This is a genomic window from Campylobacter concisus, from assembly GCF_003048605.1.
GTDB classification, from domain to species: domain Bacteria; phylum Campylobacterota; class Campylobacteria; order Campylobacterales; family Campylobacteraceae; genus Campylobacter_A; species Campylobacter_A concisus_BM.
Window position 1 is genome coordinate 21,892 of the sequence record NZ_PIRX01000009.1, and the last position, 26,302, is coordinate 48,193.

Sequence of the window (26,302 nt, forward strand, 5' to 3'; positions counted from 1 at the left end):
TTATCCTTTTATCTTAAAAACACGCAGTTTTGCGCTCTTGCTTCGTGAGTTTTGTGCCAGCTCACTTTGGCTTGCTGTTAGTGGTTTTTTGGTTAAAATTTCGCCCAGTTCGTGGTTGTTTCCGCACTCACATCGGTAGATGCCAGGCGGGCAGATACAGCTGTTTGCCCACTTTTTGAAGCGCTCTTTTACGATCCTATCTTCAAGCGAGTGAAATGTTATGACCGCTACCAAGCAATCTTTAAAACTGCCTTTTTCTATACTATCAAGCAAATTTGTTAGCTCGTCTAGCTCGCCATTTACCTCTATCCTAATCGCCTGAAAAGCAAGGATGGCAGGGCTAACACCACGTCCTTTTATCTGGGCTGTACCTATTATGTTTGCAAGCTCTTTTGCGCTTGTTATCTTGCCTAAATTTCTAGCATTTATTATCTTATTTGCGATCCCAGAGGCATTTTTTAGCTCACCGTAATCCCTAAAAATCCTAACTAACTCATCAAACGAGTAGCCATTTACCACCTCATAAGCGCTAAAACCTCGCTCTTTATCCATGCGCATATCAAGCGCGCTTGAGCCAAGACTAAAGCCCCTATCATCTTTATCTATCTGCAAAGAGCTAACGCCAATGTCAGCTAAAATTCCTCTAACATTTGAAATTTCATCGCTACTAAGCTTGCTAATAAGCTCAGAGAAATTGCTTTTATAAATTTTCACTCTACTGCCAAATGGCTCAAGTTTTTTGAGCGAGAAATTTATAGCTTCGATGTCTTTGTCGCAAGCGATCAAATTTAAATTTTCATTTTGAGACAAAATAGCACTAGAATGTCCAGCATATCCAAGCGTGCAATCTATAAAATTTCCACGTAGGCCTTTAAAAAAAGATAAAACTTCGTCAAGTAAAACGCTAATATGCGGACTTTGCAACACTGCCTCTTTAATGAAATTAGTGTGAAAATTTATCGAAATTTTACTTAAAAAGCTATCATTACATAAAATTTTACACAAATTTTAAGATAGCTTAAATATAATCACCCAAACATAGGAGAAAAAATGGACTTAATGCACTCAACAAATGAGATAAAAAAGATATCTCTTTCGATGTTTAGAAAGAATTTTTTTGGTGTTTTTCATGGTTCTATCTCAGCAAGAGTAGAAAAAAATCAATTTATCATCAACAAGCAAAGTGCCATTTTTGACGACTTGCAAGATAGCGATCTAACGCTTCTTTCATCAAAAAAAGACTACCGCTGGAATGATGCGAGTTTGGATGCTGATATACACTTAAATATCTACAAAAACATAAATGAAGCAAAATTTGTCTGCTACGCCATGCCTCCATATGCGACAGCTTATGCAATGAAACATGAAAAAATCGCACCAAAAGACTATTTTGGATGCATGAGATTTAATGAAATTTTAGTCTATGATCCAAAGCAGTTTGACGACTGGTATGAGCGTGCTGAGACAGAAATTTATAGAGCGATGATAGAGAAAAATACTAACGTCGTCGTGATCAAAGGATACGGCGTTTACGCGTATAGCAGGAGCCCTCAGCTACTTGCAAAAGATATAGCTTTGTTAGAAAATAGCTGCAAACTGCTTCATTTTACTGGTGATTACAGCGATTTTAGCATTTAAATTTTTGCTAACAAAGATAAAAAATGTTAGTAAAAATTTAGCAAGAAACGTTTTTATAAAGCCCCATTTTAAGCTTATTTAAGCCAAATTTCTATAAAATATCGCACAAGCTTTGTTAGTATTTTAAAGGAAGAACTTAATGTTATCTTGGATGCAAAAACATAAAAAATACCTAGTCGTGACAATTTGGGTAAGCACGATAGCTTTTGTCGGTGCTGGTTTTGTCGGCTGGGGCGCATACGATCTAAACAGCAACAGAGCTACTTCAGTAGCCAAAGTAGGACATAGAAATATAAGCGTTCAAGAGTTGCAACAAAAATATGATAGGTTATATCAGTACTACAACAATGTATTTGAAGGCAAATTAACTCAAGAGAAAGCTGAAGAGTTAGGCTTAGAAAATGCTGCACTTCAAGCTGCTATTCAAGAAAATTTACTATTAAATTTCGCAGACGACATCGGTCTTAGCGTTAATAAAGACGATGTTTTAAAATATATAATCGTCGATCCAACATTTCAAAAAGACGGCGTTTTTGACAAAAAATTATACTACGATGTGCTAAGAAGAGCTAGGATAAACCCAACTGATTTTGAAGACAATCTAAAACTAACTATCTTACTAGATAAACTTAGAACTATTTTAAATTTGCCTGCTAGTAAAGAAGATATCGCCATGATGGAAGCTAGCTTTTTCATGCAAGATAAATTAGCTGTGCAAGTAGTAAATGCTGATCAAAATGAGATCAAAGTAGATGAGAAAGAGCTAAAAGATCTTTGGGAGATAAATAAAAATAACTATATGACAAAGACACTTTATGGTATAGATACATACTTTGTCGAGTCAGAAAAAAGTGACGCAAACGAAAGCGTTTTAAAATCTTACTATAACGAAAACCAAGATAAATACAAGGGTTCTGATGACAAGATAAAACCTTTTAGCGAGGTAAAAGCTGAGGTTAATAAAGACTACAACATAGAGCAAAGCAAAACTAATGCTTTAGAAAAGTATGTCGCTGTTAAAAAAGCTGAGCTTGCAACTAATGGTTTTATAAGTGTAAATGAAGACAATGCTACTTTTTCACTTGATGAGATAAAGGGTGCAAAAGTTGGTGAAGTGATAAAACCATTTATCTACAAAGATGGCTATTTGATAGCTAGAATAAAAAGCGTAACTCCTCCACAACCTATGAGCTTTGAACAAGCAAGAGCTAATGTGCTTGAAATTTATAAAAGTAAAAAAGAAAAAGAAATTTTAACAGCAAAAGCAAAAGAGACTCTACAAAACTTCAAAGGCACAGATGTCGGCTTTGTTAGCAGAGAGGTAAATGGCTCTATTGCGGGCTTAAATGAGAGTGATACAAGAGCTTTTGTATCTCAACTTTTTGACACTAACAACACAAAAGGTTATGTTATATTAGATGACAAAGCCGTAGTGTACGATATTTTGGAACAAAGATTGCTTACTAACAATATAAATAACAACTATAAGCAAATAACACAACAAAATGTTGCAATGCTTAAAAACAACGAGTTGATAAAAGATTTAACAAACAAGCTTCTAAAATATTATGAAGTTAAAGAATATGTCAAAAGGTAAAAATTTTGAGTACTAGAATTTTAGGCATAGATGTCGGATCATTTCAAATTTGTGCTGTTATAGCAGAGCAAAATGATGATGGCATAAAAATAATAGGAATAGGCACAGAAAAAGCACAAGGTATAAAAAAAGGTGCTATAAACAACATTGAACTAGCTGCAAAATCTATAAAAAACGCACTCATAGAAGCACAAAAAGTTGCGGGTACACACTACGAAAGAGTAGTAGTTTCGATATCTGGAAAATATACTAAAAGTGTAAATAGCAGTGGCGTAGTAAATATACCAAATCATGAAATAGGCATAAAAGAGATAGAGCGTGCTATGCAGATGGCAGATCACAATGCCGAGACTTCACCAGAATATGAAAAACTTCATGTCTTGCCTTACAACTTCAAGGTGGATGGGCAAGAATTTATAGAAGATCCTATTGGTATGAATGGCACTAGACTTGAAGTGCAAACACATATCATAAGTATTCAAAAATCACAACTTAGCAACCTAAGAAAGGCTGTAAATTTAGCAGGTGTGCAGGTTGATAATGTAGTTCTTTCTGGTTACGCTTCAGCCATAGCAACACTAACAAAAGATGAAAAAGAACTTGGTGTTGCTCTTATAGATATGGGCGGCGAGACATGTAATATGGTAGTGCACGCTGGAAATTCACTAAGATACAACTCATATCTACACGTTGGCTCTGCAAATATAACTATAGATCTTTCAATGGCGCTTCATACTCCTTTGCCAAAAGCTGAAGAGATAAAACTAGAATATGGCAAGCTAGTAAATAAATCAGTTGATCTTATCGAGCTTCCAAGACTTGGCGATGAGCAAAAAACTCACGAAGTTTCACTTGATGTTATATCAAATGTCATCTCAGCTAGAGCAGAAGAGACTGTGATGGTGCTTGCAAATATGCTTGAAGATAGTGGATATAAAGATCTAGTTGGCGCTGGCATAGTACTAACTGGCGGCATGACAAAGCTTGATGGGTTAAAAGACCTAGCTTCTGCGATATTTGACAACATGCCTGTAAGAATAGCCAGACCAAAAGAGATGGATGGCTTATATGAAATTTTAAGAGATCCAGCAAATTCTTGTGCCATAGGACTTTGTATGTATGGCGCTGGAGAATTTACGCCTTATGAGATAGACTCAGAAAAAAAGATGAGATATAAAGGTGAATTAAGATCAAAGCCAAAAACAAATTTCAACATTTTTGAAGAAGAGAAAAAAGAGAAATTTGAAGTAAAAAAACAGGAAAAAGATGATTTTGAAGAAGGCATTGAGCTTGTAAATATGGATATAAATTTAGAGCAAACAAACAACAAAAACGAGCTTGCAAATATCGCTGATATAAGCAAGCAAGAAAAAAAACCAAGTGCTTTAAAGAAATTTTGGCACAGCATGACACAACTATTTTGAGGAGAATTTTTACAATGAGCAACAGTTTCACAATCGAAGAGAACAAGAGCCTATATAGCGCAAAGATAAAGGTAGTAGGCGTAGGCGGTGGTGGTGGTAATATGATAAACCACATCATAAGAGAGAATCCAAATTTAGACATCGATCTAATGATAGCAAATACAGATGCTAAGGCACTTGATAATTCTCCTGCACACACAAAGATACAGCTTGGTGAGAAAAAGACAAAAGGTCTTGGCGCTGGTATGAGACCAGAAGTTGGCAAAGAAGCTGCACAAGAGAGCTACGAAGAGATAAAAAGCGCTCTTGAGACTTCTGATGTTGTGTTTATCGCTTCAGGCCTTGGTGGTGGTACAGGTACAGGCGCTGCTCCAGTTGTTGCACAAGCTGCAAAAGAGATAGGTGCGCTAACAGTTGCTGTTGTGACTATGCCTTTTTCATTTGAGGGTAAAAAGCGCAGCAAGCTAGCTGATATCGGTCTAAGCGAGCTTAGAAAAGAGAGCGACTCGATAGTTATCATACCAAATGATAGACTTTTAACTTTGATAGACAAAAAATCAGGCATCAAAGAGAGCTTTAAAATGGTTGATGAAGTGCTTGCAAGAGCGGTAAATGGTATGTGCTCTATTGTACTTGACTCTGGTGTTAGCGATATCAACCTCGACTTTGCTGACGTAAAAACAGTTATGAGCCATAGAGGTCATGCTTTAATGGGCGTTGGTGAGGCTTATGGCGAGGGCGCAGCTCAAGAAGCTATCAAAAATGCTATCCAGTCTCCACTACTTGATAATATGAATATAAATGGAGCGCTTGGCGTTTTAGTTCATTTTAAAATGCATCCAAACTGCTCACTTGATGATCTTCATAGTGCTATGTCAATGATCGAAGAGGCATCTGATGATGATGCTGATGTGATCTTTGGTACAACAACCGATGAAAACATAGAAGACAATAAAGTCGAAGTTACTATCATCGCAACAGGTTTTAAAGGTGCTGAAAAAGAAAGCGAAGAAAAAAAAATAGCCCAAGAGCCTGAAAACGATCTTCTAAATAAAAATATCGTTTTAAAAAGAAGAGTAAGTGGTGGATATAATAGCGACGAGTATATCTCTCAGCTAGATATCCCATCATATCTTCGTCACCAAATGGACTAAGTCCTAACCAAAAATTCTCCTGTTAAATTGCAAGTTTATCTTGCAATTTACCTTTTTATATATTCAAATTTTAACTATTACCTAGCAAACGCCTAAAATTATCTTCTATAGCTCGCATTTTTAGTTTTTACTTGCATAAATTTATTTGTAAACTTATTAAAGAGCTTAAGCGGCAACAAACAAATTTAACTACGCTTTTTATAATATTTTTAAAATTTAAAGTAGAAGTTTAAGAAGAAAGGCTAGAAATTTGCTAGCTAAGCTAAATTTCTAGCCAAATTTATTAATTCACTCCAAGTTGTGCTTTTACAAAATCGCTTGCCATTTGGATATTCCACTCAGGCTCCCAAACTAGGTCTATCTCACACTCTTTTACGCCATCCACTCCAAGCACAGCCGTTTCAACCCAGCCAAGTATCATCTCATGAAGCGGACAAGACTTAGTTGAAAGCGTCATCGTCACCTTTGCTTTGCCGTTTTCATCGCAGCTCGCATCATATATCAGTCCAAGCGAAACGATGTCAAAACCAACCTCTGGATCAACGATATTTGATAGAGCATCATAAATTTTTTCTTTCATTTTTTATCCTTTAAAACCAGTAAATTTAAAAACGTTTATCATATTTACAGCAAGCAAAATGATGCTTAAAGCCATAAAAATCATGCTTGCATAGACCAAATTTCTCATCTCAAAGCTAACCGCCAAAGGGTAGCACACAAGAGAAATGGCATTAAATGCTATGGCAAGATATGCAGCCTTTTTTAGTATCATTGCATCGAGTAGCGGCACTTTTGCCTTGCCAACAAATGGCGCCACATAGTGATACCAGATGAGAAATGGCGCAATCTTATAAAGATGAGCCACGATAAAGGCAAACAAAAAGCCATATATCATAAAAAACGCAGCCAAATTTAGCTTTTCAAAAACCATAAATGTAGCAGCCACAAACAAGGCAAGCAGCGAAAGAGCGATATTTACGTTCCAGTAGTCATATGCCTTTCTCACACGTTTTTTTAAGATATTAAAGGCCTGTGCTATAAAAAGCAAAGCCGCTACAGCCACTGCAAAAATGGCTAAATTTTCATCAACCGCCAGCAAAACCCCAGCCAAAATATAAGAGGCAAGAGAAGCCTTGCTAAGTGTAAATTTAAGATCATGCGCCAGAGCAAACATCGGTAAAAGCACGCTTGCAGCCCCAAGTACCACGAAAAATACAAAACCCAGCACGAAATATACGTGAAATTTTAGCGTCATCATAAAATCAAGCATAAGCGTGCCGCCAAGTATCATCACTAGGCAAAATCCAAGCGTTATGCCAACTAGCAAAAATATCGCCGAGACAAAGAGTGCAAAGGCAGCGAAGCTTCTTTTTTGATTATCCATAAAGCTTAGCGCATAGGTCGAGCCAAAAAAGAGAAGTGTGCCAAAGAGAAAAACTGCGCTGATTTGTAAAATTTTGGCCTCGCCAAATATCATCGCATAGCTCATAGCAAGCAGCGACAGGCAAAAGATGACTAAATTTAAAATAGCCCCTTTGACCGTGAAAAATGGCTTTTCTAAGATGACTGAGGTTAGCTGATAGAGCGCTCCGATGATGATGCTTATCACAAAGCCCACGAAAAATATATGCAAAAAACCAGCCGTATTTAGCGAGCTAATCGCATCAAAGTCAGCATAAAAAAATGCCGGGGCGCTAAGTGCTAAGAAAAAAATGCCAGCGATAAAGTAGCCGCCAACTAGTTTAAATGGCGGCGCATAAGTGTTTAAAAGCATTTTAGTGGCAAAGGCTGGTGTCTATATTTTCTATGCTAGCGCCATCTTTTAGGCTAAAAGTCATCTTCACGGCCCCGCCCTCAAGATCCTCGCGCTCCACATTAAAGCTTTTTTCTATCTTTGGTATGAGCCCAGCTGGAAATTTGTGATTTACCATCACGATCTTTGTGTTTTTATCAGCAAATTTTATAGCTAAAAGCGCATTTACCATAGGCTCTGGCGGCACGCAAGGACGTGAGTCAAAGCCTACAAAATCTACACCATTTTCACTAAATTTATAAAACGGCACCGTCGCACCATCGACGCTAAACTGCTCTGCATTTTTGAAAAATTCACTCATTTTTTCTCCTTTTGATTTTGGAGAATTATACTCTGATTAAACTTTTCAAACCATTGATTTGCTTCAACAAAAGCTACTTGACGTAGGGGATAAACTCCTCGTATCCAAGCCTAGCCATATCCTCAAGCGGTATAAATTTAAGGCTTGCGCCGTTTATACAATACCTTAGTCCGCCCTTGTCGCTTGGTCCGTCATCAAAAACATGCCCGAGGTGCGCGTCGCTGTTTTGAGACCTAACTTCTACCCTTTTCATCATAAAAGAGTTGTCCTCGCTATACGCAAGCGCCGTTGTCGTGATAGGCTTTGTAAAGCTTGGCCAGCCACACCCCGCATCAAATTTATCAGCGCTTGAAAAGAGTGGCTTGCCACTGGTGATATCGACATAGATGCCCTTTTTGTCAAATTTATCATACTCGCTGCTAAATGGCCTCTCAGTCGCCGCCTCCTGCGTCACGGCATACTGCTCGCTACTTAAATTTCTCTTTAGCTCCTCTTTGCTAAGCGGCTTAAATTTAGCCTCATCGTAAAGCGGCTTATTTGCCAAATTTAGATCGATATGGCAGTATCCAAAAGGGTTTTTATCAAGATAGTCTTGATGATACTCCTCGGCAATGACGAAATTCTTAAGTGGCGCAACCTCGACCACGATCTTATCTTTAAATTTCTTTTGCTCTATCTTCATAAAGCTCTCAATGACAGCCAGATCATCCTTGCTAACATAGTAAATCCCGCTTCTATACTGCCTGCCAACGTCATTGCCCTGTTTATTTAGCGAGGTCGGGTCGATCACCCTAAAAAAATGAGCCAAAATTTCAGCCAAAGCGACCCTATTTTCATCAAATTTGACATAAAGTGTCTCGGCATGATCGCTCTCGTGAAGCTCACGGTAGCTCGTGTTCTCGCTCTTACCATTTGCGTAGCCCACTTTTGTATCTACCACGCCAAATATCTTTTTAAAATATCCCTGCATGCCCCAAAAGCAGCCACCTGCTAAATAAATTTCTTTCAAATTTTGCCCTGCCATCGTCTGCTCCTTTAAAAACTCATCTTTTGCCGTCAAATTTACACCCAAAAATACCGCCAAAACCAAGAGAAAATTTAATATCTTTTTCATGTGAGCTCCTTTTTTTGAAGGATTATATAAAATTTAAAGTTATAAAGTGTGAAGCAAGGGGCAAAGTGCCCCTAAATTTTAGTGTAAGAAGTGTCTAACGCCAGTAAAGTATAGCGACATGCCGTGCTCATCGGCAGCCTCTATCACCTCATCATCTCTGATGCTACCGCCTGGCTCGATGACGCATTTTACGCCCACTTTGCTAGCGATATCGATGCTGTCTCTAAACGGAAAGAACGCTTCGCTTGCTAGCACGCAGCCATTTAGGTCGATCTTTAGCTCTTTTGCCTTTGCCACGGCCGCACGAGCAGCGTCCACACGGCTAGTCATACCCATGCCAATAGCCACCATCGCGCCATCTTTTACATAAACTACGCAGTTGCTCTTCGTTAGCGCAGCCACTTTCCACGCTATCTGAGCGTCTTTTAGCTCGCTACCAGTTGCAAATTTCTTGCTCATTTGCTTCATATTTTCAAGCTCTTCGTCTTTTACGAAGTCTCTTTCTTGAAATACAAATCCACCATCGATGTGCTTAAAGTCAAATTTATCATTTGAGCGTACTAAAAATTTATTATCCTGAGTGAAAATTTTGATGCGTTTTTTGCTCTCAAACACTTTAAGCGCGGCATCATCGACATTTGCAGCGATGATTACTTCAACGTAAATTTCATTTATCTTTTTAGCTAGCTCCTCATCAAGCGTGCCATTTATCGCCACCACGCCGCCGTATGCTGAGATCGGGTCGCACTTAAGCGCTGCCACGTAGCTCTCTAGCAACGTATCTTTTACCGCAAAACCGCAAGGGTTAGCGTGCTTGATGATAGCCACTGCCGGAGCGTCATCAAAGCTAGTTGCAAGCATTAAGGCACCATTTATATCGGTCATATTATTAAAACTTGCCTCGCCTTTTAGGGCTCTAAAGTTGTTCGTAAAGAAATAATCAAACTCATAAAGCGCGCCTTTTTGGTGTGGGTTTTCGCCGTATCTGGTGTCAAAAACCTTGCTTCCCACGATAAATCTAGCATCACCAAAACCGCCATTAAATCTATCATTCATATAGTTTGCTATCATGCTGTCATAGGCTGCTGTATGTTCGAACGCCTTTATCATCAGCGATCTTCTAAACTCGTAATCATCGCTTTTCTCTTTTAGGCGCTTTAAAATTTCATCGTAGTCAAGCACGCTTGTGACGATGAGCACGTCTTTAAAGTTTTTAGCAGCGCTTCTTACCATAGCTGGGCCGCCGATGTCGATATTTTCGATGATCTCGCCAAAGTCATCAGTCCTAATCGTAGTCTCTTTGAATGGATATAAATTTACGCAAACTAGATCGATGCCCTCGATGCCATACTCCTTTGCCTGAGCCACGTGCGTAGCGTCATCGCGTTTGTGTAAGATGCCACCATGTATCTTTGGATGAAGGGTCTTTACCCTGCCCTCAAACATCTCAGGCGACGCCGTAAATTCGCTAACCTCAGTGGCTTTGACGCCCTCACCCTTTAAAAGTTTATAGGTGCCACCAGTTGAAAGTATCTGCCAGCCAAGCTCTTCTAGCCCCTTTGCAAACTCTACAATGCCCTCTTTATCGCTAACGCTAAGCAACGCTCTCATTTTTTCTCCTTTATTAAATTTTTATTATCTACACTCTTTACTCAAAATATCTCTTATAAATTTTAGCTTATGAGAACCATATAGCTTGATTATCTCTCCTCTAATCACTTTTGATTTTTCCTCGCCACCATTAGCATCTAAGAAACTTCTACTAACATACAGTTCGTTAATTTTTTGCATTTTGGACTCTTTTTTGTCTAACGTGCCCTCAAAAGTGTATGAAAAAAGTATATCTTGTTTGTTATAAATACTTGCAAATCCACTAATATCTAAATTCTCTCCTGCCATATAAGAGTAACAAATACTATCACCACTACCCGTTGTTGTGATAGTAGAAAATTCCGATCCTCGCTCAAACAGATATATAGTTGCCGACTTCACACCTTTTGTTTTATAAACATTGAAATTTACATAGGATTTGCCACTATCATCTCTAAGCAGCACCTGTGTTGCCCGTGAGATGTTAGTGTAGTCTCCGAGCAATTTTCCATCTTCATATAATTTACCTTTGTCGTCAAAACTATATTCGACAACCTTGTCTTTCGTCTTAAAATACATAGGCTTTGGCGGAGCAAAACACCCGCTTAATCCTATCGCTATCACAACCGCTAACAAAATTTCCTTCATTTGTCTTCCTTTTTAAATTTATTTCTCCGCTAAACACATCGCTTTTTCAAGCACAAGTAGCCCCATGGCTGTGTCTTTTTTGATATTTTCTTCTGTTAAATTTTCTAGTTTTTCTAAACTTTTGCCACTAGCATTTACTGCAAAGTGGCTCTTTTTAATCAAATTTTGAAACTCGCCACCTGCGATATCCACACTAAAGGCGTAGTTTGAAATTTGCTTGCCACTAAAATAACTTGAACTTAGCACGCTTAAATTTACAGCCTCTTTTTTACTAAATGCCTCGCAGATTGGGTTTTTAGCGCTAAATTTCACTACCTTTATGCCGCCCTCATCTGAAAATATATACTCTTTAAACTCATTTAAATTTTTAGCTCTAACTGCCTTAAAATCACCCTCAACGCCATCACTGCCAGCTAGGATGATGCTAGCAGCGCTTGTCTTATTGTATTCGCCGATCTTTTTACCATTTTCAAAAAGCGTGCTATCTTTTAGCTCAAATTTGATCTCATTTCCATTAAGATCGCTCACGTTTAGCTCTCTGCAAAAGCCAGCCACCGCTAGCAGCAAAATAATAAATTTCTTCATCTAAACTCCAAATTTCTCTTTTAATCGCCCATAAGCCTCATTTATCTCCTGAAGCTTCTTAGTCGAGCGCTCTATCACCTCTTTGCTCTCACCCCTGCCCATCAAAATGTCAGGATGATACTGCCTCACAAGCTCTTTGTAGCGAGCCTTTACCTCATCAAGGCTTGCATTTTTACTAAGTCCTAAAACCTCAAACGCATCGTTTTCTCGGCTCACCTCATCGTGGTCTGCCCCAAATCTTGAGCCATAGAAGCTATCAAATTTATAGATTATCTCATCAAGCGTCTCTTTGTCGATGCCAAATCCATAAGCGATGTTTCTTATAACATCTTGCTCGCTTTTGTTAAATTCTCCGTCTATATAGGCTAAATTTAGAAAAAAAGTGAGCCTAGCCACGCAGGTATCGTAGTTTAGATTAAACGCGCGCTTGTAGTTTCTGGCGGTTTCATAGGCATTATCTACATTTTCTTTTTGGCTATTATAAACCTCTTTTAGATACTCACGCACGCCGCTAACACCGCTAACTTTCTGGCTTAGATCATCTAGTACTTGAGTGATCAGCCTAGCCTCTAGCTCGCTAACTCTGCCGTCACTTTTAGCGACTTTTGCAAGCAGTGAGACTAGAAATTTAGCCTCATCTACATTTGCTTGTTTCTTGCGGTTACTACCTATTTGGACATTCATAAATAAAAATATCGCACCGCCTAATATCAGTAAAAACAGAACTCCAGACATATTACCACAAGTGATAGATTGTATTTTTTATCTTGCCATTTACCAGCTCATTTTTGCGCCATGAGCTCTCGTCATTCATCACGTTCCAGCGGCGCTCCTCAGGACGATAAAACCAGTCTTTATCGATCTGATAGTAAATTTGCTTGCCGTTTGTTTCGATGATGTTTGCGATGTTGTTATCGTGATAGCTGTTCTCATCGTAGTCGGTAAAGGCTCGCTGCCCCATCTCCGAGTAAAGTAGCGTTAGCTCCTGAAGCATCTCGTTTAGATCATCGTCCATTTTCTTGACATGCAGACCGATCTCCTGCGCCTCACGAAAAAGTATCGGATACTCGTGCGCTGGGTAGTCTGCGTTTAGACGCTCTGAAATTTCAACGATCTTTTTGTCATCATCTATGTGATATCTAAGTAGCTCAGAGCAAATTTTAAGCGAAAGCGAGCTAGCGCGATCAACCGCACCAAAAACTAGCGGATGGATGTACTCATATAGCGAGTTATAGGGGTTTGTATCGTTTGGTCTATCTTTATCCTGCTCTTTCCAAAGCTTCACCACACGGCTAAGCTCGTCCATTGAGACGCTAACAAGCTCGTTACCTTTGTTTGTAGGGCTTAGCTCGTGTTTTAAAGAGGTATCAACTGGCGTTAGATAGGCAAGTGGGCCCATCACGATCTCGTTTGCTCCAAGCGCCATCATTGTAGCAGCTGAAGCGCAGTTTGATGGGATCAGTGCTATTAAATTTTTGCAGTAGTTTCTAAGGGTGCTAATGATCCTAAGTGCGGCTATACCGCTTCCGCCATCACTTTTTATGAAAAGATAGGCAGTGTCTATCTTTTTACCCTTTAAAATTTCATACATTGCGCTTGCGTCGTTGCCACAGACATTACCAGCGTTTGAGTTGTAGTAGGTTATCAAAGGGGCATTTAGCCTTTTTTCTATCGTACTTATCAAATTTTGAGTCTCGCTAAAGAGCACTGGCGGCTTTGCCACGCCCTTTTTCTCGTTTTGCTCTACTTCCTTTTCCCCGCTTACTTTTTCCTTTTTAGAAAACATCTCTTAGTCCTCCTTTTTTACGATTTTTGCAAACTCATTTAGATAAATTTCTCTTACGTCCTCTAAGCTCTCATCTATCTCATTTAGCTTAAATCTCTTGCCTCCGCTAACGCCGATCTTTTCAAATTTCACACCAAATTTAGCCGCAAGCGCTTCAAATTTAGCCTCGTCTTTCACGCCCACAACCGCTCTTGAAAAGCTCTCGTCAAAGATGAAATTTGGCTCTTTAAATTTAACTTCACAATTTACGCCGATGTTTGAGATGCTAGCCATTTTTGCCAGTGTGATAGCAAGACCGCCTACACCCACGCTATTTGCAAACTCTAAAATTTGCTCTTTATTTGCCTCTATCACTAGGTCCCAAAGAGCTCTCTCGGCTTTATAATCAACCTCTTTTAGCTTACCACCAACCACGTTAAATAGCGCCTTTGCGTAAAGCGAAGCTGCAAATTCACCGCTTGTCTCACCAAGTAGGTAAATCGCCCTACCCTCGCTTAAAAATGTGCTTTTTAGGTTTAAATTTGCATCTTCATTTACACCAACCGTGACGATGGCTGGCGTTGGATAGACGCTAACGCCGTCAGTGTCGTTATAAAGGCTCACGTTACCACTAACAACTGGTGTATTTAGCTCACGGCAAGCCTCTTTTATGCCTTCACATCCCTCTTTAAACTGCCACATAACCTCTGGATTTTGCGGGTTGCCGTAGTTTAGGCAGTCAGTTATCGCAAGTGGCACAGCGCCGCTCATCGCGACCTTTCTACCAGCTGCAGCGACAGCTCTTGCAGCGCCAACTTTTGGATCAACAAAATTTGCTCTTGGATCGCACTGCGCAGCCATAGAGACGGCCTTTTTAGTGCCTTTTACTCTGATGCTTGCAGCGCCTAAGCAACCTGGCTGTTTTATCGTATTTGTCTGGATATTTGCGTCGTATTGGTCGTAGATAAAGCTTTTATTTAGTACTTCTGGCTCTTTTAAAAGCTTAAAAAATGCAGTTTTGTTATCAACATTATTTGGAATTTTTAAATTTGCTATCTCATCAAGGTATTTTGGACGTGCAACTGGGCGGTCAAGCACCGGAGCTGCCTCGCTAAGTGGTCCGATAGGGATTTCGCCTGCAAGCTCGTCGTGCCAGTAAAGCTGCATCACGCCGCTACTTGTGACCTCACCGATGATCTCAGCGTCAAGGTCCCACTTTCTAAAAATTTCAAGCACCTTTTGCTCAAAACCTTTTTTAGCGCATATTAGCATACGCTCTTGAGACTCGCTTAGCATTAGCTCATAAGGCGTCATGCCAACTTCGCGCATCGGCACGCGGTCTAGATACATCTTCATGCCGCTGCCACTTCTGCCAGCCATCTCAAAGCTAGAGCTCGTTAGTCCTGCTGCACCCATATCTTGGATGCCGATGATATAGTCTTTTTTGAAAAGCTCTAAGCAAGCTTCCATAAGCAGCTTCTCAGCAAATGGGTCGCCCACTTGCACCGTTGGACGGAGTGATTTATTTTCGTCGTTAAAGCTATCGCTCGCCATCACAGCGCCGCCAAGTCCGTCTCTGCCGGTCTTTGAGCCCACGTAAATGACTGGGTTGCCCACGCCTTCAGCCTTGCCGTAGAAAATTTCATCACTTTTACAAAGACCAAGCGCGAAGGCGTTGATTAGGATGTTGCCATTAAAGCTAGGATCAAAGGTAGTTTCGCCGCCGATCGTTGGGATGCCCATGCAGTTGCCGTAGTGTCCTATGCCAGCTACACTTCCTTTTAGCAGATATCTATGCTTTTTGGCTAGCTCGTCCTCGCCTCTTATCTCGCCAAAACGAAGTGAGTTCATGTTCGCAACGACTCTTGCACCCATCGTAAAGACATCTCTTAAAATTCCACCAACGCCAGTTGCAGCGCCCTGAAACGGCTCGATAAAGCTTGGGTGGTTGTGACTCTCCATCTTAAACACAGCTGCTACTCCATCGCCAACGTCGATGACACCAGCATTTTCGCCAGGTCCTTGAATGACCCAAGGCGCCTTTGTCGGAAAGCCATTTAGGTATTTTTTGCTTGATTTGTAGCTGCAGTGCTCGCTCCACATCGCCGAAAATATGCCAAGCTCTAGTAAATTTGGCTCACGGCCTAAAATTTTTAAGATCTCTTCATACTCTTCATCGCTGATTTTATGTGCTTGTATGGTAGCTTTATCCATTGGTGTAACCTTTTAAGAATTTTAAGCTATTTTACAACCTCGCTTATAAAAAGTTACTAAAAAGCCTTTTGAAATTTACTAAAACAAAGCACATTTGAGAGAATTTCACCTTGTCTCACTAGGTCACTTTCGATAAATGTTTTGTAAAAATTTTGCGTTAGCGTCTCAGCCTTAATCTTCTCTTCATCTTCACTTGAAAGGTTGAAATAATACCTCGTCTCTCTTAGAAAAAAGCCTTGATCATTAGATATATCTGAGCTTAAGATCACTGCAAAAAAGCCATTTTTCAAAGGGTGATTTGTCACGCTTTTTACTTTTATCGCCTCTTTGCCGCTTACAAAAGCTTCGCAAACTGGCATGCTCTTTGTGCTATAAACCACGCTTTTTATAGCGCCATTTGAAATTTCATAAAATTTGATATTTTTAGCCTTTATTAGCTCATCTATATCGTTAGAATTTGATAGCACAGCGTCCTTGCTAGTGTCTAGGTTTTTAGCGATCATCGTTTTATTTGCGTCGCCACTTTGCATTAGCTCGCCAAGAGCGCTAAATTTGCCATTTTCGCCAGCTACTTTGATCTCAGCCTTGCCGACAATGTTTGCAAATTTATTAAAGTCATCTAGGCTATTTTGCAGCTTATAAAATTTCATCTCATGCAAGGTTTCGTTATTTTCAAGATAGAGTAAATTTGCCTCATCGCTTGGCCCTAAAATTTGCTTGTCAGCACACCCTGCAAATAATATAACAGCAGCTAAAAATAGAAATTTTGTCCTCATTTTCCCCCACACAAGATAGATATAAATTTAAATGCCCTCTAGCGCAAATGACTAGAGAGCGGCAGAAATTTGTTTTTACGCTTTGAAAACTTTTTCAAGATGCGCCTTATACTCTTTTAGGTATCTTGGCACGTCTGGCATCTTGATAACATCGCAGCAGATAAAGTGCGGAAGCGACTTTAAGCCCATAAATTCATTTGCCTTTCTAAAATGAAAATAAACTCCATCAACGCCGCGCGCCTCAAAAAACTCATTTGGATCGCTAAATGCCTCAGCTGGGGCATTCCAAGTAAGGCTTAGCATAAATTTCTTACCATTTAGCAAGCCACCTTTGCCGTAGTTTTTGGCTGGATCTACCCTGTGCCTGCCATCACTCGTATAAAGCTTGCCATGACCTGCTGTAAAGACCTCGTCGATATATTTTTTCACTATCCAAGGCTCGCCCATCCACCAAGCTGGCATCTGCCAAACTACCGCATCCATCCAGAGAAATTTCTCAACTTCAGCCTCGATATCATAGCCTTGATCTATCACGGTTTGCTTTACCTCGTGACCCATTTTCGCTAGTTTTTCGCACGCAAGATCGTGAAGTGTTTGATTGAGCCTGCCATCTGAATGACCAAATTTTTTGCCGCCATTTATAAGTAAAATTTTCATATTCTCTCCTTTAAAAAGCGCAAATTTTAACCAAAAAAAGTATCATTTTCCTAAACAAAAATGACTAAACATCTCGTCTAAAATTTCACTTCTCTCAAATGGCTTTGTAATACTTGCAAGTGCCTTTATCGCACTATTTAGCTCATAAGCAAAAATTTCTAGTTCCTCTTCATTTAGCCTAAAAAACGCCCTTTTTAAAGCCTCGCTCGCCTCTTTGCAGCTTAAAATTTGGCGGTTTGAGCTTAGCATGATCTCGTCGGTGTCTTGTGTCTTGAGGTAGCCCTCAAGCTCTTTTAAAACTACGCTCGTATCATTTTTTGCTGAAATTTTGATAGCGCCATCCAAATTTATGTCAAATTTAAATGCAAGATCGCTTTTATTTAGGACGAAAAAGGCTTTTTTGTTTGAGTTAGAAACGAGCCTAATTATCTCCTTATCTTGCTCGTCGCTTGGGCAAGAGCCGTCAAAGACAGCTAGGATGATGTCGGTCTCGTTTATGGCTGAGATCGAGTAGTTTATGCCGATTTGTTCGATCTTTCCAGCATCTTTTCTGATGCCTGCGGTGTCTATAATGCGAACTAGATGCGAGCCGATCTTGAAATTTTCTTCTATCCTATCTCTAGTTGTGCCAGCCTCGTCGCTGACGATCGCTCTTTCGTATGCCAAAAATGAATTTAAAATGGAGCTTTTACCCACATTTGGCTTGCCAACGATAGCGATTTTAAAGCCATCGATCAGCCCTCTTCTTTGCTCGCTAAGAGTGGCTATGCGCTCTAGCTTCTCGCTATTTTTTAAAAGCATCTGCTTAGTCTGCTCTAGCAAATTTGCAGGTAGATCATCATCAGCATAGTCGATCATCGTCTCAACAAAGGCAAGAGTTTTGACCACTTCGCCCCTGATCTCGCCTACAAATTTACTAAGATCGCCTTGCATCTGGCGGGTCAAAATTTTAGCAGCGATCTCACTTTTTGAAGTGATAAGCCCTTGCATCGCCTCGGCCTTGGCTAGATCCATCTTGCCATTTAAAAATGCTCGCTTGCTAAACTCGCCAGGCATTGCAAGCCTAGCTCCAGCTCTTATTAGCTCATTTAAAATTCTCTCGCTCACCATAACGCCACCATGAGTTTGAAACTCGACGATATCCTCGCCAGTAAAGCTTGCTGGGCCTTTAAAATATATAACGATACCCTCGTCTAAAATTTCATCATCAAGGGAGTAAATTTTGGCTAGTTTTGCGTATCTTGGCTCTAAATTTGAAAGTTTAAGTAGTTTTAAAGAGGTGGCCAGGGCGTCCTTGCCGCTAAGCCTTACGATAGAAACTGAGCCGATGCCATACGCTGTGGCAAGGGCTGCGATAGTTTCACTCATTTTTTGAAAAAGTCATTTACGACGACAAATTTGCCGTCATTGCCGCTTTTTATGCCGACATATTTATCTGGGAATTTCTCTCTAAGCTTCTCAAGCGCGATCTTAACTAAAACTCCGTCAAGTGGCTTAGTTTGGGCTCTACCGCTATTTTGCACACGCTCGATCACACCATTTAGATATTGATCCATCATCGCTTCTTGATTTTGCAAAAATTGCGCGATCTCAAGGCGGATAGCGAGGTTGTATTTTGAATTTAGCCAGTTATAGAGCATATAAGAGATCGCTTTATATCTATAGCCCTCTTTGCCTATAAGTAGCGCCGCGTCAGCACCGTCTAGCTCGATAAGCACGGTCTCATCGTTAAATTTACTAACTTCTACCTTGTCTATCTCAAAGCAGCTTGCTTTAAAAAGACGCGTCATGCCATCTTTTATCTCAGGTAAAATTTTATCAAAGTCGATTACAACTTTCTCTTTTTTCTCTTTTGGCAAAGCTTGAGGCGCGCTCTCTTCGTCAGTTTGGTTGAAATTTTCGATGATTGATGTATCTAGGATATTTTTAGGAGCACTTTTACTAGCTTGTGGCTCTTTTGCCTCTTTAGTCTCTTTTTGCTCTTTTGGCTCATCAAGTCTTTTTATGACATATCCTGGCTCTTCAGCCTCTTTTTCACCCTTTTCAGCAAAGGCATCTTTTGCAAGAGCTGAGTTTTTTTCACTCAAATTTGGCTTTTCATTTTTATGCTCTTTTTGCTCAGACTTAGCCTCATTTTTCTCATCTTTATGCTTTTTAGGATTTCGCTTTTTATCATTATGATCGTGCTTTTTGCTCTGTTTTTTCTCTTCTTTTACACTCTCATTTTCATCACTTTTTTTAGCAAAATTTCTATCATTTTTTGGTTTATGTTGTGGTTTTGGCTGATTTTCTAAATTTGCCTCGATGATCGCCGTCTTTTTAAAAAATCCAAAAATTCCACCACTTGGATGTTGCAAGACCTTTATATCAAGCTCTGTAACTGAACAGTTAAGCTGCTCGGCTGCCTTTTGAAATGCCTCTTGGAGGGTATTTGCTTCTATTTTCATTGAGCTTTTACCTCCGCAGCTTTTTTATGTTTTTCAAAAAGTTTATTTACAAAGACTTGTTGAACGACTGAACAAACGTTATTTACAAACCAGTAAAGCGTAAGACCTGCTGGGAATGTCACAAAGAAAAATGTGAAGATCAAAGGCAAGAATTTCATAACTTTTTCTTGCATAGGATCAGTAAATGTCGTTGGTGTAAGTTTTTGTTGTAAAAACATCGTTAGACCCATCAATATAGGTAGCACAAAGTATGGATCCATCACTGAAAGATCGTGTATCCAAAGTATCCAAGGAGCACCTTTTAGCTCGATCGCATTTAGTAAAACGCGGTAGATCGCAAAAAATACTGGAATTTGAAGCAAGATCGGCAAGCAGCCACCCATTGGGTTTGCGCCATGCTTTTTGTATAGCTCCATCATATGAACTTGCATCTTTTGCTTATCATCTTTATATTTTGTTTGGATCTCTTTTACCTTTGGAGCAAGCTCTTTTAGCTTATTCATCGATAGCATACCCTTATATGTAAGCGGGAATAAAACTATCCTTATAACAAGCGTTAGCACAACTATCGCCCAACCCCAGTTGCCGATGTAGTTATGTAAGAAATTTAAGAATGCAAACATCGGCTTTGCTATAAATGTAAACCAACCATACTCGATAACGTCATTTAGTCTCTCATCCATCGAGCTTAAAATTTTATGCTCTTTTGGTCCGATGTAAGCGCCTAGTTTTAGACTATCATTTGCCTTTACAAAGACGATAGGATTGTTATTTGCATCTTTATCCACAACAGCTTCAAATGGCTTGTTAAATGAGTAAAATAGCGCTGTGTAGTATCTATCAGATGCGGCTGCTATAGTTGTGTTTGCATAGTTTTTAACCTCTTTTGCATCGCCATCTTCTATGATATTTAGACTATCGTCTGTATTTCTAAGCATGACACCATGAACTGTGTAGCTATCTATCGCGATATTTGGTCTAAAGCCAGGAGTGATGAAATAATCAACACTTTTACTTAAATTTACTTCAACCTCATAATGACCATTTGGGTAAAATTTGATATTTTTTATGACTGTAACGCCGTCTAAATTTTGAGTAAGTTTTATAGTTTTAGGCTCACTGCTAGCATCTACCTCGCTAGCGTCACTGCTATATGCAACCTTAAAAGCATCAGTATTTAAAGTGCTATCGTTAAATCTAAGCTCAAGCGGCAGTGGATTTTGTGAAACAAGCTCGATTTTGTTGCCATCTTCTGTTTTGTACTTATCTTCGGTGAGATAGAATTTCGCAATCCTGCCTAACTTATCTATCTTTGCTTCGTAGCTTTGACCTTTGATGGTAGCGATTATCTCGTTTGAAGCTAAATTTTCATTTGATTTTGGAGTATCGTTAGTAGAGGCTGGAGCTTTGCTTTGATCCATTGTTTGAGAGATCGTTGTCTGGTTTTGCTCTAGTGGAGCTCTTTTTGGCATAAAAAAATCATATACTATAAAAAATACGATAGACAAAAGTGCTGCAAGAAGCAGTCTTTTTTGCATAGACATCTGTTCCATTTAATTTTTTTCCTTTAATTTATCTAATACTTTTACGACATAAAATTTACTATTTTGGCAAGGGATAAACCAGAAATTTACATTTTTGGTATCGCTTTTTTGAAATATAAAACATGAGTTAAATTTTTTGCGGATGATTGGGTAGTTGATACCGCCTTTGAAAAATTGATTGCATCTTAAAATTCGCATAAATGTTGCAAAAAAAGCAGAGAAAAAGCTATTTGTTTGAAATTCCCAAATGGCGTATTGTGAGCAAGTCGGATAGTAGCGACAGCTTTTTGGCAGAAGTATGGAAATATATTTTTGATAAAAAGCGATAAATTTAATCGCAAATTTTTTCATTTTAGACATCCCATTTTTTTTGTAGACCAGCTCAAATTTTTACAAATTTTGTCAAATGAAATTTCTGTAATTCCATTTTTTGCGACCATAATGTAAGTGCCATCTTTTAGCTCATTAGAAATAGAAAAAAAAGCAGCTCTTAAAAGCCTCTTTGCTCTATTTCTAACTACTGCCTTTCCCACTTTTTTGCTAGCAACAACTGCTAATTTTTTTTCAATTGTAGGCTTATAAAAAACTACGCAAGCATCGCAGTGCCATTTGCTGGCTTCTTTATAAACCTGAGAAAATTCTCTCGAGTCACTTAGTGACTCAAAACCAGCTAAGCAGCCAATCTTTTTCTACCTTTAGCACGTCTAGCGTTGATAACCTTGCGGCCATTTTTAGTTTTCATTCTTAAACGAAAGCCGTGAGTGCGTTTTTTAGGGGTTTTATGAGGTTGATAAGTCCTTTTCATTTCTATCCTTAAAGTTAATATAAAAAGTGGGATTTTATCAAAGCAATACTTAAATTCCTTTGAATAAATCAGCCCGAAAAAACTATAATTTAAACTTTAAGTAAATCAAGTTATAATCCAAAAATGAAATTTCATAAAAATAAAGATCTCTTAGAAAAATTACTTTTTTTAAAAGCGATCGGTTACAATTTTATAGATGAAAATTTTCTTAATTTAAGTAAATATCAAGATTATAACAGCATAGACGAGCTAAATAGCGAGATAAAAAAGTGCTCTCTTTGCTTTTTGAGAAACAGTTCAAAGTGCGTTTCTACTGGCTTTGGTGATAAAAATAGCAAGATAATGTTTGTCTTACTTTGTAAAAAAGATGATTATTTTGAAGGCACAAGTGGCAAAATTTTGCAAAACGCTATAAAAGAAGGCTTAAATTTAGAAAAAGATAATGTCTATATAAGCTTGCTTTTGCGATGTGAAATTTCAAATAGTGACGCGAAAAATCCAGCGTTAAAGAGCTCATTTGAGCTTTGTAGGCCTTATCTTTTAGAAGAGATAAGACTTCTAAAGCCCAAAATGATCATCACTTTAGGAGAGCAAACTTTCATGCATCTTTATCCAAATTTGCTCTCAAAGGGCGGATTTTCAAGTATAAGAGGAAGCATTTTAAAAGATGATGATAGGTTTATAATGCCAACTTTTTCACCAGAGTGGATCAGCAAAAACCCAAGTTTTGAAGAAAATTTTATAGATGATTTGAAAAAAATCAAGGGAGTGATATGAAAAGAATTTTTCTTTTTTTAGTTATATTTGTAAGTCTTTTTGCAGCGCAAAATGAAGCCTTAAGCGAGATGCAAGACGAGATCACTGATGCAAAATTTGAAAGCAACATCACTAAAAATCAAAGCCTCTCAAGCATACCGCCAGCAAAGATCACTTACATAAATTTAGAGCCAGAATTTTGTGATAGCTCTTGCCTAAATGAGCTTATTAAGAGCGATATGCTAGCTAGCTTTATGGCGAGATTTGAGCCAGCAAAGATAGATGATAAGGCACTTTTGGAGCTTTACACATCGCTTGGCGGCGAGATGGTTTTAAAGCTTGCGCAAAGTGATAAGATAGCAGTCATCATCCCTCAAAAGGTCATAAAATCATACGCAAATGTCGTATCAAATGCTATCTTGAGCTACATCTTAAAGCAAGATGCAAATGTCGAAGTGAAATTTATAAATAGCAGTGACGAGAGTTTGCCTAGTCTTCAAAACGCGTTTCAAAACGCTAGAAACGAAGGTTTTATCTACTTCATAGCAGCCCTTACTCAAAATGGCGCAAACACGGTAAATTCTCTCATCTTGCCAAATGAACTCATCTACATCCCAAGCGTTCATAGCTCTTTCGTGACAGCTCCAAAGCCAAATTTGATCTTTGGCGGAGTTGATTACAAAGCGCAAATTTCAGCCCTACTGGCTTTTGCCAACGAAAAGATAGTCGCCTTTGACGATGGCAGCGCGCTAGCACAAAAGCTAAATGAGTATGTACGCATGCAAAGTAACGACTACTACGAGAGCTCGATCACAGGTAAAGATATAAATTTAAACGATACTTTAAGTAAAAAGTATAAATTTGATAACGCAAGCGTCTTTTTAAACATCCCAATCGTAAAAGCTTCTCTTGTGGCAACACAGATGAGAGGCTTTGAGATAAAGCCTTATGCGCTTTTAAGCACGCAGATAAATTTCTTGCCAAATATCTTTAGCGCCATCACGCAAAGAGATAGGCAAAATCTATTTGTGGCAAATTCGCTAAATTCGCTTGATGAGAGATTTTTAGGGCTTGGAGATCTTTTTGGAGTTGATTTTAGATACTCACAGATCGGCTACTCAAGTGCGCTGGGAGTGGAGTATATCTATACAAATTTCATAAACAAAAGTGCCAGCAAAATTTTCACAGAGAGGGTTGAAGGCTCACAAGTTTTATATGATGTGAAAATTTATGATACAAAAAGCGATCACTTTAATGAGGTAAATTCGCAGGAGCAAAATAGCACAAGCGGAATTTAGCAGTTTTGCTTGCTAAAATTTAACCCCATTTATAAAATCTTTCATGCTCTCATCTATCTTTGCTAGCCTGCCCTCTTTCATAAAAGCTAGCGTGATAGTCGCTTTAAAGAGTACTTTTTCGGCATCTTTTTCTTCAAATTTATAAATTTCTTGTTCTAAAACAAGGCTTGCCTTTTTAAGCTCTATGAGCTTTGTTTTTACAAAAACTTCATCGCCAAGCACAGCTGAAGCGAGAAATTTAGCCTCAAGTGCCAAAACGACAAAGTATCCGCCCTCTTTTGTGAAATTTAGCCCAGCCTCAAAAAACGCTTCGCTTCTGGCTCGCTCGCAATATTTAATATAATTTGTATGATAGACGATGCCGCCTGCATCGGTATCTTCGTAATAAATTCTTATCTTCACTGCAAAGCTCCTTTAAATTTTCATTTGCTCTTGCTAGGCTTGCCTTTAGCGCCTCTAGTTATCGTAAGTGATTGATCATAAAACAAGGTAAGCACCACCGAAACGCCCACACCTAGTGCTAGCGAGACTGTCGTAGTCGTGATAGCATTATCAAAAAATATGATCAAATACTCATTTTTCTTAGCGATGCTTGTCTCATTTAAAAATGAAAAAAGAGCCAATATCCCTTTATATGCAAAAACTCCTGGCACCATCGGCAAAAGCGCTGGAAATGCGATGATCTCAGCTGGCACCTTTAGCCGTTTGGCAAAGAGCATGCCTAAAATTCCGCTCATAAAAGAGACGATTAGCGTTGCGACACTGATGTTAAAAAATCCCATCTGCATGATCCAAAAACGGCTAGCATGTGCAAATGCAGCAAGCAAGGCGCAAAATATGAGAGTTCTTTTTGGAGGCGAGCTAGCATAGGCAAAGCCAAGTCCAGCCACCGCAGCAAAGCCAGCATCTACAAGCGTTTCACTTAAAAGCTCAAACATTTAATATCTCCGCACTGCTAAGCGTTAGCGTGATATAGACGCCAACAGCCATGCAAAGTATTAGGATGCCCGTGCTTATGGCTCTGCTGATGCCAACAAGGGTGTTGTCGTTTAGGATGTCAAAGACTGAATTTATGAGAAAAACGCCAGGCATCATAAAGAGTATCGACGAGCCTATCGCCACGTCGCTTGTGTGCGTAAGTCCGTAAGATACGCCAAGATAGGCGATAAATGAGACGACAAAGGATGTCAGGACGTATTGGATTTTTAAATTTACGCCCATTTTTGCAAGGGCAAATTTAAGAGTGTAGCCAACAAGCGTTGCAAAAAATATACAAATAACTGAGCCAGCATCGCCTCCAAAAAGTCTGCAAAATGCCGCATTTGCAAGGCTTATTAAGATAAGCGAGCTAGCAAATTTATTTGCACCAACACTCATCACGCTATCAAAACTCTCTTTAGCTTCATCTAAGCTCAAACTCTCATCTAAAATTTGCCAGCTAAGCGATGATAGCTCAGAAATTCTGTTAAAACTGACGTGCCCTAACGGGATCTTTCTTACATAAGTTCGGCGCAGGGAGTTATCCTGTGAGTCCATCACGCTAATGGTAAAATACTTCACAAAAATGGTCACGCTAACGTCGTAGCCGTAGTGCTTAGCTATGCGGTCGACGCACTTTTCTACGCGCGCAGTGTATGTGCCAGCACTCACCATCGCTGTCGTGTATTCGGCGAGAAAATTCGTTAAGATTTGGATATCAGGCTTGGCGTTCATCTTGACTGATCTTAAATTTCAGAAAAAACAAAATGAGCTGCAAAACAAGCATCACTTTCATCACATATTCGCTTGCGCTATGCATCTTGGCAAACTCCGCTGTCTGCGTCGCCTCTGCGCCAAGACCCTGAGCCTGCACGATAAATGGCGTAAAGATAAAGACAAAGCTTAGCGCTAGGGCTAAGTTTAAAAACGAGAGCATAAATGTGCTAAATTTTAGTGAAAATGCAAGCTTTTTTCTTAGATCAAAGAGCTCGCTAACTGCCACAAAAGCGCTTACAAATAGCAAAACGTAGTTAAATTTTAAAAATATCTTTGTCATCATCTGCCCGCTCATAAAATGCGTGAGCACCCCCTCGCCTATTATGCTTTGTGGGAAAAATATGACTGACGCGACCAAAATTCCAAGCGTTAGCTCAGTGCCGATCACCGCTGCTAATAGTAAAAAATAGATACTTCTCAA

At 39.2% G+C, this 26,302-nt stretch carries 29 protein-coding genes; 6 read left to right on the forward strand and 23 right to left on the reverse strand.

Translation table 11 applies throughout. The features are described from left to right. Positions 1 to 924 carry a 16S rRNA (cytosine(1402)-N(4))-methyltransferase RsmH gene (rsmH, locus tag CVS86_RS08290; RefSeq protein WP_107791581.1) on the reverse strand — a complete coding sequence of 308 codons (924 nt, stop codon included), beginning with the start codon at positions 922 to 924 and terminating at the stop codon, positions 1 to 3. A 126-nt stretch (positions 925 to 1,050) separates the two neighbouring features. On the opposite strand from rsmH, the gene CVS86_RS08295 reads away from it, so the two are divergent. The 4 genes from CVS86_RS08295 to ftsZ all read left to right on the forward strand — a co-directional run bounded on the left by CVS86_RS08295 (position 1,051) and on the right by ftsZ (position 5,813). Continuing rightward, complete coding sequence (locus CVS86_RS08295) at positions 1,051 to 1,638, forward strand: class II aldolase and adducin N-terminal domain-containing protein (RefSeq protein WP_107791582.1); 588 nt, start codon at positions 1,051 to 1,053, stop codon at positions 1,636 to 1,638. Between the two features lie 139 nt (positions 1,639 to 1,777). Beyond that, positions 1,778 to 3,235 carry a peptidylprolyl isomerase gene (locus tag CVS86_RS08300; RefSeq protein WP_107791583.1) on the forward strand — a complete coding sequence of 486 codons (1,458 nt, stop codon included), beginning with the start codon at positions 1,778 to 1,780 and terminating at the stop codon, positions 3,233 to 3,235. Positions 3,236 to 3,240: 5 nt separating this feature from the next. After that, a complete protein-coding gene (gene ftsA, locus CVS86_RS08305; RefSeq protein WP_087581844.1) occupies positions 3,241 to 4,659 on the forward strand; it encodes a cell division protein FtsA in 1,419 nt (472 codons plus the stop codon). 14 nt (positions 4,660 to 4,673) lie between these two features. Next, a complete protein-coding gene (ftsZ, locus tag CVS86_RS08310) occupies positions 4,674 to 5,813 on the forward strand; it encodes a cell division protein FtsZ (RefSeq protein WP_012001610.1) in 1,140 nt (379 codons plus the stop codon). Positions 5,814 to 6,096: 283 nt separating this feature from the next. Here ftsZ and CVS86_RS08315 read toward each other — a convergent pair whose 3' ends face one another. The 18 genes from CVS86_RS08315 to rpmH form a co-directional block, all read right to left on the reverse strand. Next, positions 6,097 to 6,393, reverse strand: a complete 297-nt coding sequence (locus CVS86_RS08315) for a metal-sulfur cluster assembly factor (RefSeq protein ID WP_107791584.1) — start codon at positions 6,391 to 6,393, stop codon at positions 6,097 to 6,099. A gap of 3 nt (positions 6,394 to 6,396) precedes the next feature. Beyond that, on the reverse strand, positions 6,397 to 7,587 hold the full coding sequence (locus CVS86_RS08320) for a peptidase M50 (RefSeq protein WP_107791585.1): 1,191 nt from the start codon (positions 7,585 to 7,587) through the stop codon (positions 6,397 to 6,399). 1 nt (position 7,588) lies between these two features. Then, on the reverse strand, positions 7,589 to 7,927 hold the full coding sequence (locus tag CVS86_RS08325) for a hypothetical protein (RefSeq protein ID WP_107791586.1): 339 nt from the start codon (positions 7,925 to 7,927) through the stop codon (positions 7,589 to 7,591). 73 nt (positions 7,928 to 8,000) lie between these two features. Then, positions 8,001 to 9,041: a peptide-methionine (R)-S-oxide reductase MsrB gene (msrB, locus tag CVS86_RS08330; protein WP_107791587.1), complete on the reverse strand. Its 1,041-nt coding sequence runs from the start codon at positions 9,039 to 9,041 to the stop codon at positions 8,001 to 8,003. Between the two features lie 78 nt (positions 9,042 to 9,119). Beyond that, positions 9,120 to 10,652: a bifunctional phosphoribosylaminoimidazolecarboxamide formyltransferase/IMP cyclohydrolase gene (gene purH, locus CVS86_RS08335; RefSeq protein ID WP_107791588.1), complete on the reverse strand. Its 1,533-nt coding sequence runs from the start codon at positions 10,650 to 10,652 to the stop codon at positions 9,120 to 9,122. 24 nt (positions 10,653 to 10,676) lie between these two features. Continuing rightward, the gene (locus tag CVS86_RS08340) at positions 10,677 to 11,279 is read right to left on the reverse strand and encodes a hypothetical protein (protein ID WP_103639720.1); all 603 of its coding nucleotides are present in this window, start codon (positions 11,277 to 11,279) and stop codon (positions 10,677 to 10,679) included. 18 nt (positions 11,280 to 11,297) lie between these two features. Next, on the reverse strand, positions 11,298 to 11,864 hold the full coding sequence (locus CVS86_RS08345) for a hypothetical protein (RefSeq protein ID WP_107791589.1): 567 nt from the start codon (positions 11,862 to 11,864) through the stop codon (positions 11,298 to 11,300). Beyond that, complete coding sequence (locus CVS86_RS08350) at positions 11,865 to 12,599, reverse strand: TerB family tellurite resistance protein (protein ID WP_107791590.1); 735 nt, start codon at positions 12,597 to 12,599, stop codon at positions 11,865 to 11,867. Between the two features lies 1 nt (position 12,600). Next, positions 12,601 to 13,650, reverse strand: a complete 1,050-nt coding sequence (locus CVS86_RS08355) for an SDH family Clp fold serine proteinase (protein WP_107791591.1) — start codon at positions 13,648 to 13,650, stop codon at positions 12,601 to 12,603. 3 nt (positions 13,651 to 13,653) lie between these two features. Then, positions 13,654 to 15,843, reverse strand: coding sequence for a phosphoribosylformylglycinamidine synthase subunit PurL (gene purL, locus CVS86_RS08360; RefSeq protein WP_107791592.1), 2,190 nt, complete (start codon positions 15,841 to 15,843; stop codon positions 13,654 to 13,656). Between the two features lie 56 nt (positions 15,844 to 15,899). After that, on the reverse strand, positions 15,900 to 16,619 hold the full coding sequence (locus tag CVS86_RS08365) for a hypothetical protein (protein WP_107791593.1): 720 nt from the start codon (positions 16,617 to 16,619) through the stop codon (positions 15,900 to 15,902). 75 nt (positions 16,620 to 16,694) lie between these two features. Further along, positions 16,695 to 17,276, reverse strand: a complete 582-nt coding sequence (locus tag CVS86_RS08370) for an NAD(P)H-dependent oxidoreductase (protein WP_107791594.1) — start codon at positions 17,274 to 17,276, stop codon at positions 16,695 to 16,697. 42 nt (positions 17,277 to 17,318) lie between these two features. Beyond that, positions 17,319 to 18,644, reverse strand: coding sequence for a tRNA uridine-5-carboxymethylaminomethyl(34) synthesis GTPase MnmE (gene mnmE / locus CVS86_RS08375; protein WP_107791595.1), 1,326 nt, complete (start codon positions 18,642 to 18,644; stop codon positions 17,319 to 17,321). Beyond that, positions 18,641 to 19,723: a Jag N-terminal domain-containing protein gene (locus CVS86_RS08380; RefSeq protein ID WP_107791596.1), complete on the reverse strand. Its 1,083-nt coding sequence runs from the start codon at positions 19,721 to 19,723 to the stop codon at positions 18,641 to 18,643. The genes mnmE and CVS86_RS08380 overlap by 4 nt, the downstream gene beginning before the upstream one ends. Next, positions 19,720 to 21,276, reverse strand: coding sequence for a membrane protein insertase YidC (yidC, locus tag CVS86_RS08385; RefSeq protein ID WP_103611025.1), 1,557 nt, complete (start codon positions 21,274 to 21,276; stop codon positions 19,720 to 19,722). Before yidC ends, CVS86_RS08380 begins: the two co-directional genes overlap by 4 nt. Then, a complete protein-coding gene (gene yidD, locus CVS86_RS08390; RefSeq protein WP_103559094.1) occupies positions 21,277 to 21,618 on the reverse strand; it encodes a membrane protein insertion efficiency factor YidD in 342 nt (113 codons plus the stop codon). Next, positions 21,615 to 21,950 (reverse strand): ribonuclease P protein component, encoded by a 336-nt coding sequence (rnpA, locus tag CVS86_RS08395; RefSeq protein ID WP_035142427.1) that lies wholly within the window; start codon positions 21,948 to 21,950, stop codon positions 21,615 to 21,617. Before rnpA ends, yidD begins: the two co-directional genes overlap by 4 nt. Further along, on the reverse strand, positions 21,938 to 22,072 hold the full coding sequence (gene rpmH / locus CVS86_RS08400) for a 50S ribosomal protein L34 (protein WP_002940373.1): 135 nt from the start codon (positions 22,070 to 22,072) through the stop codon (positions 21,938 to 21,940). The genes rnpA and rpmH overlap by 13 nt, the downstream gene beginning before the upstream one ends. A 285-nt stretch (positions 22,073 to 22,357) precedes the next feature. Here rpmH and CVS86_RS08405 point away from each other — a divergent pair, with 285 nt between their 5' ends. Together CVS86_RS08405 and CVS86_RS08410 are read left to right on the forward strand one after the other, a co-directional pair. After that, positions 22,358 to 22,849: a uracil-DNA glycosylase family protein gene (locus tag CVS86_RS08405; protein ID WP_234399258.1), complete on the forward strand. Its 492-nt coding sequence runs from the start codon at positions 22,358 to 22,360 to the stop codon at positions 22,847 to 22,849. Beyond that, the gene (locus CVS86_RS08410; RefSeq protein WP_107791598.1) at positions 22,846 to 24,126 is read left to right on the forward strand and encodes a hypothetical protein; all 1,281 of its coding nucleotides are present in this window, start codon (positions 22,846 to 22,848) and stop codon (positions 24,124 to 24,126) included. The genes CVS86_RS08405 and CVS86_RS08410 overlap by 4 nt, the downstream gene beginning before the upstream one ends. 12 nt (positions 24,127 to 24,138) lie before the next feature. Here CVS86_RS08410 and CVS86_RS08415 read toward each other — a convergent pair whose 3' ends face one another. The 4 genes from CVS86_RS08415 to CVS86_RS08430 are packed head-to-tail and all read right to left on the reverse strand — an operon-like array spanning position 24,139 to position 26,302. Beyond that, positions 24,139 to 24,528, reverse strand: coding sequence for a YbgC/FadM family acyl-CoA thioesterase (locus CVS86_RS08415; RefSeq protein ID WP_107791599.1), 390 nt, complete (start codon positions 24,526 to 24,528; stop codon positions 24,139 to 24,141). A gap of 20 nt (positions 24,529 to 24,548) precedes the next feature. Further along, entirely contained in the window at positions 24,549 to 25,064 is a 516-nt protein-coding gene (locus CVS86_RS08420) for a threonine/serine exporter family protein (protein ID WP_103590686.1), read from the reverse strand. Then, positions 25,057 to 25,839, reverse strand: a complete 783-nt coding sequence (locus CVS86_RS08425) for a threonine/serine exporter family protein (RefSeq protein WP_107791600.1) — start codon at positions 25,837 to 25,839, stop codon at positions 25,057 to 25,059. The genes CVS86_RS08420 and CVS86_RS08425 overlap by 8 nt, the downstream gene beginning before the upstream one ends. Continuing rightward, positions 25,823 to 26,302, reverse strand: a complete 480-nt coding sequence (locus CVS86_RS08430; protein ID WP_107791601.1) for a DUF4149 domain-containing protein — start codon at positions 26,300 to 26,302, stop codon at positions 25,823 to 25,825. Before CVS86_RS08430 ends, CVS86_RS08425 begins: the two co-directional genes overlap by 17 nt.

What these genes read in the sequence shown, in the direction of transcription:
- ftsZ (WP_012001610.1), top strand. Translation starts at nt 4,674, where the DNA reads ATGAGCAACAGTTTCACAATCGAAGAGAACAAGAGCCTATATAGCGCA.
- CVS86_RS08355 (WP_107791591.1), bottom strand. Translation starts at nt 13,650, where the DNA reads ATGTTTTCTAAAAAGGAAAAAGTAAGCGGGGAAAAGGAAGTAGAGCAA.
- rpmH (WP_002940373.1), bottom strand. Translation starts at nt 22,072, where the DNA reads ATGAAAAGGACTTATCAACCTCATAAAACCCCTAAAAAACGCACTCAC.
- CVS86_RS08340 (WP_103639720.1), bottom strand. Translation starts at nt 11,279, where the DNA reads ATGAAGGAAATTTTGTTAGCGGTTGTGATAGCGATAGGATTAAGCGGG.
- yidD (WP_103559094.1), bottom strand. Translation starts at nt 21,618, where the DNA reads ATGAAAAAATTTGCGATTAAATTTATCGCTTTTTATCAAAAATATATT.
- mnmE (WP_107791595.1), bottom strand. Translation starts at nt 18,644, where the DNA reads ATGAGTGAAACTATCGCAGCCCTTGCCACAGCGTATGGCATCGGCTCA.
- CVS86_RS08380 (WP_107791596.1), bottom strand. Translation starts at nt 19,723, where the DNA reads ATGAAAATAGAAGCAAATACCCTCCAAGAGGCATTTCAAAAGGCAGCC.
- CVS86_RS08300 (WP_107791583.1), top strand. Translation starts at nt 1,778, where the DNA reads ATGTTATCTTGGATGCAAAAACATAAAAAATACCTAGTCGTGACAATT.
- CVS86_RS08295 (WP_107791582.1), top strand. Translation starts at nt 1,051, where the DNA reads ATGGACTTAATGCACTCAACAAATGAGATAAAAAAGATATCTCTTTCG.
- CVS86_RS08315 (WP_107791584.1), bottom strand. Translation starts at nt 6,393, where the DNA reads ATGAAAGAAAAAATTTATGATGCTCTATCAAATATCGTTGATCCAGAG.
- yidC (WP_103611025.1), bottom strand. Translation starts at nt 21,276, where the DNA reads ATGGAACAGATGTCTATGCAAAAAAGACTGCTTCTTGCAGCACTTTTG.
- CVS86_RS08420 (WP_103590686.1), bottom strand. Translation starts at nt 25,064, where the DNA reads ATGTTTGAGCTTTTAAGTGAAACGCTTGTAGATGCTGGCTTTGCTGCG.
- CVS86_RS08325 (WP_107791586.1), bottom strand. Translation starts at nt 7,927, where the DNA reads ATGAGTGAATTTTTCAAAAATGCAGAGCAGTTTAGCGTCGATGGTGCG.
- CVS86_RS08345 (WP_107791589.1), bottom strand. Translation starts at nt 11,864, where the DNA reads ATGAAGAAATTTATTATTTTGCTGCTAGCGGTGGCTGGCTTTTGCAGA.
- CVS86_RS08370 (WP_107791594.1), bottom strand. Translation starts at nt 17,276, where the DNA reads ATGAAAATTTTACTTATAAATGGCGGCAAAAAATTTGGTCATTCAGAT.
- CVS86_RS08350 (WP_107791590.1), bottom strand. Translation starts at nt 12,599, where the DNA reads ATGTCTGGAGTTCTGTTTTTACTGATATTAGGCGGTGCGATATTTTTA.
- CVS86_RS08320 (WP_107791585.1), bottom strand. Translation starts at nt 7,587, where the DNA reads ATGCTTTTAAACACTTATGCGCCGCCATTTAAACTAGTTGGCGGCTAC.
- purL (WP_107791592.1), bottom strand. Translation starts at nt 15,843, where the DNA reads ATGGATAAAGCTACCATACAAGCACATAAAATCAGCGATGAAGAGTAT.
- CVS86_RS08365 (WP_107791593.1), bottom strand. Translation starts at nt 16,619, where the DNA reads ATGAGGACAAAATTTCTATTTTTAGCTGCTGTTATATTATTTGCAGGG.
- CVS86_RS08410 (WP_107791598.1), top strand. Translation starts at nt 22,846, where the DNA reads ATGAAAAGAATTTTTCTTTTTTTAGTTATATTTGTAAGTCTTTTTGCA.
- msrB (WP_107791587.1), bottom strand. Translation starts at nt 9,041, where the DNA reads ATGAAAAAGATATTAAATTTTCTCTTGGTTTTGGCGGTATTTTTGGGT.
- CVS86_RS08425 (WP_107791600.1), bottom strand. Translation starts at nt 25,839, where the DNA reads ATGAACGCCAAGCCTGATATCCAAATCTTAACGAATTTTCTCGCCGAA.
- purH (WP_107791588.1), bottom strand. Translation starts at nt 10,652, where the DNA reads ATGAGAGCGTTGCTTAGCGTTAGCGATAAAGAGGGCATTGTAGAGTTT.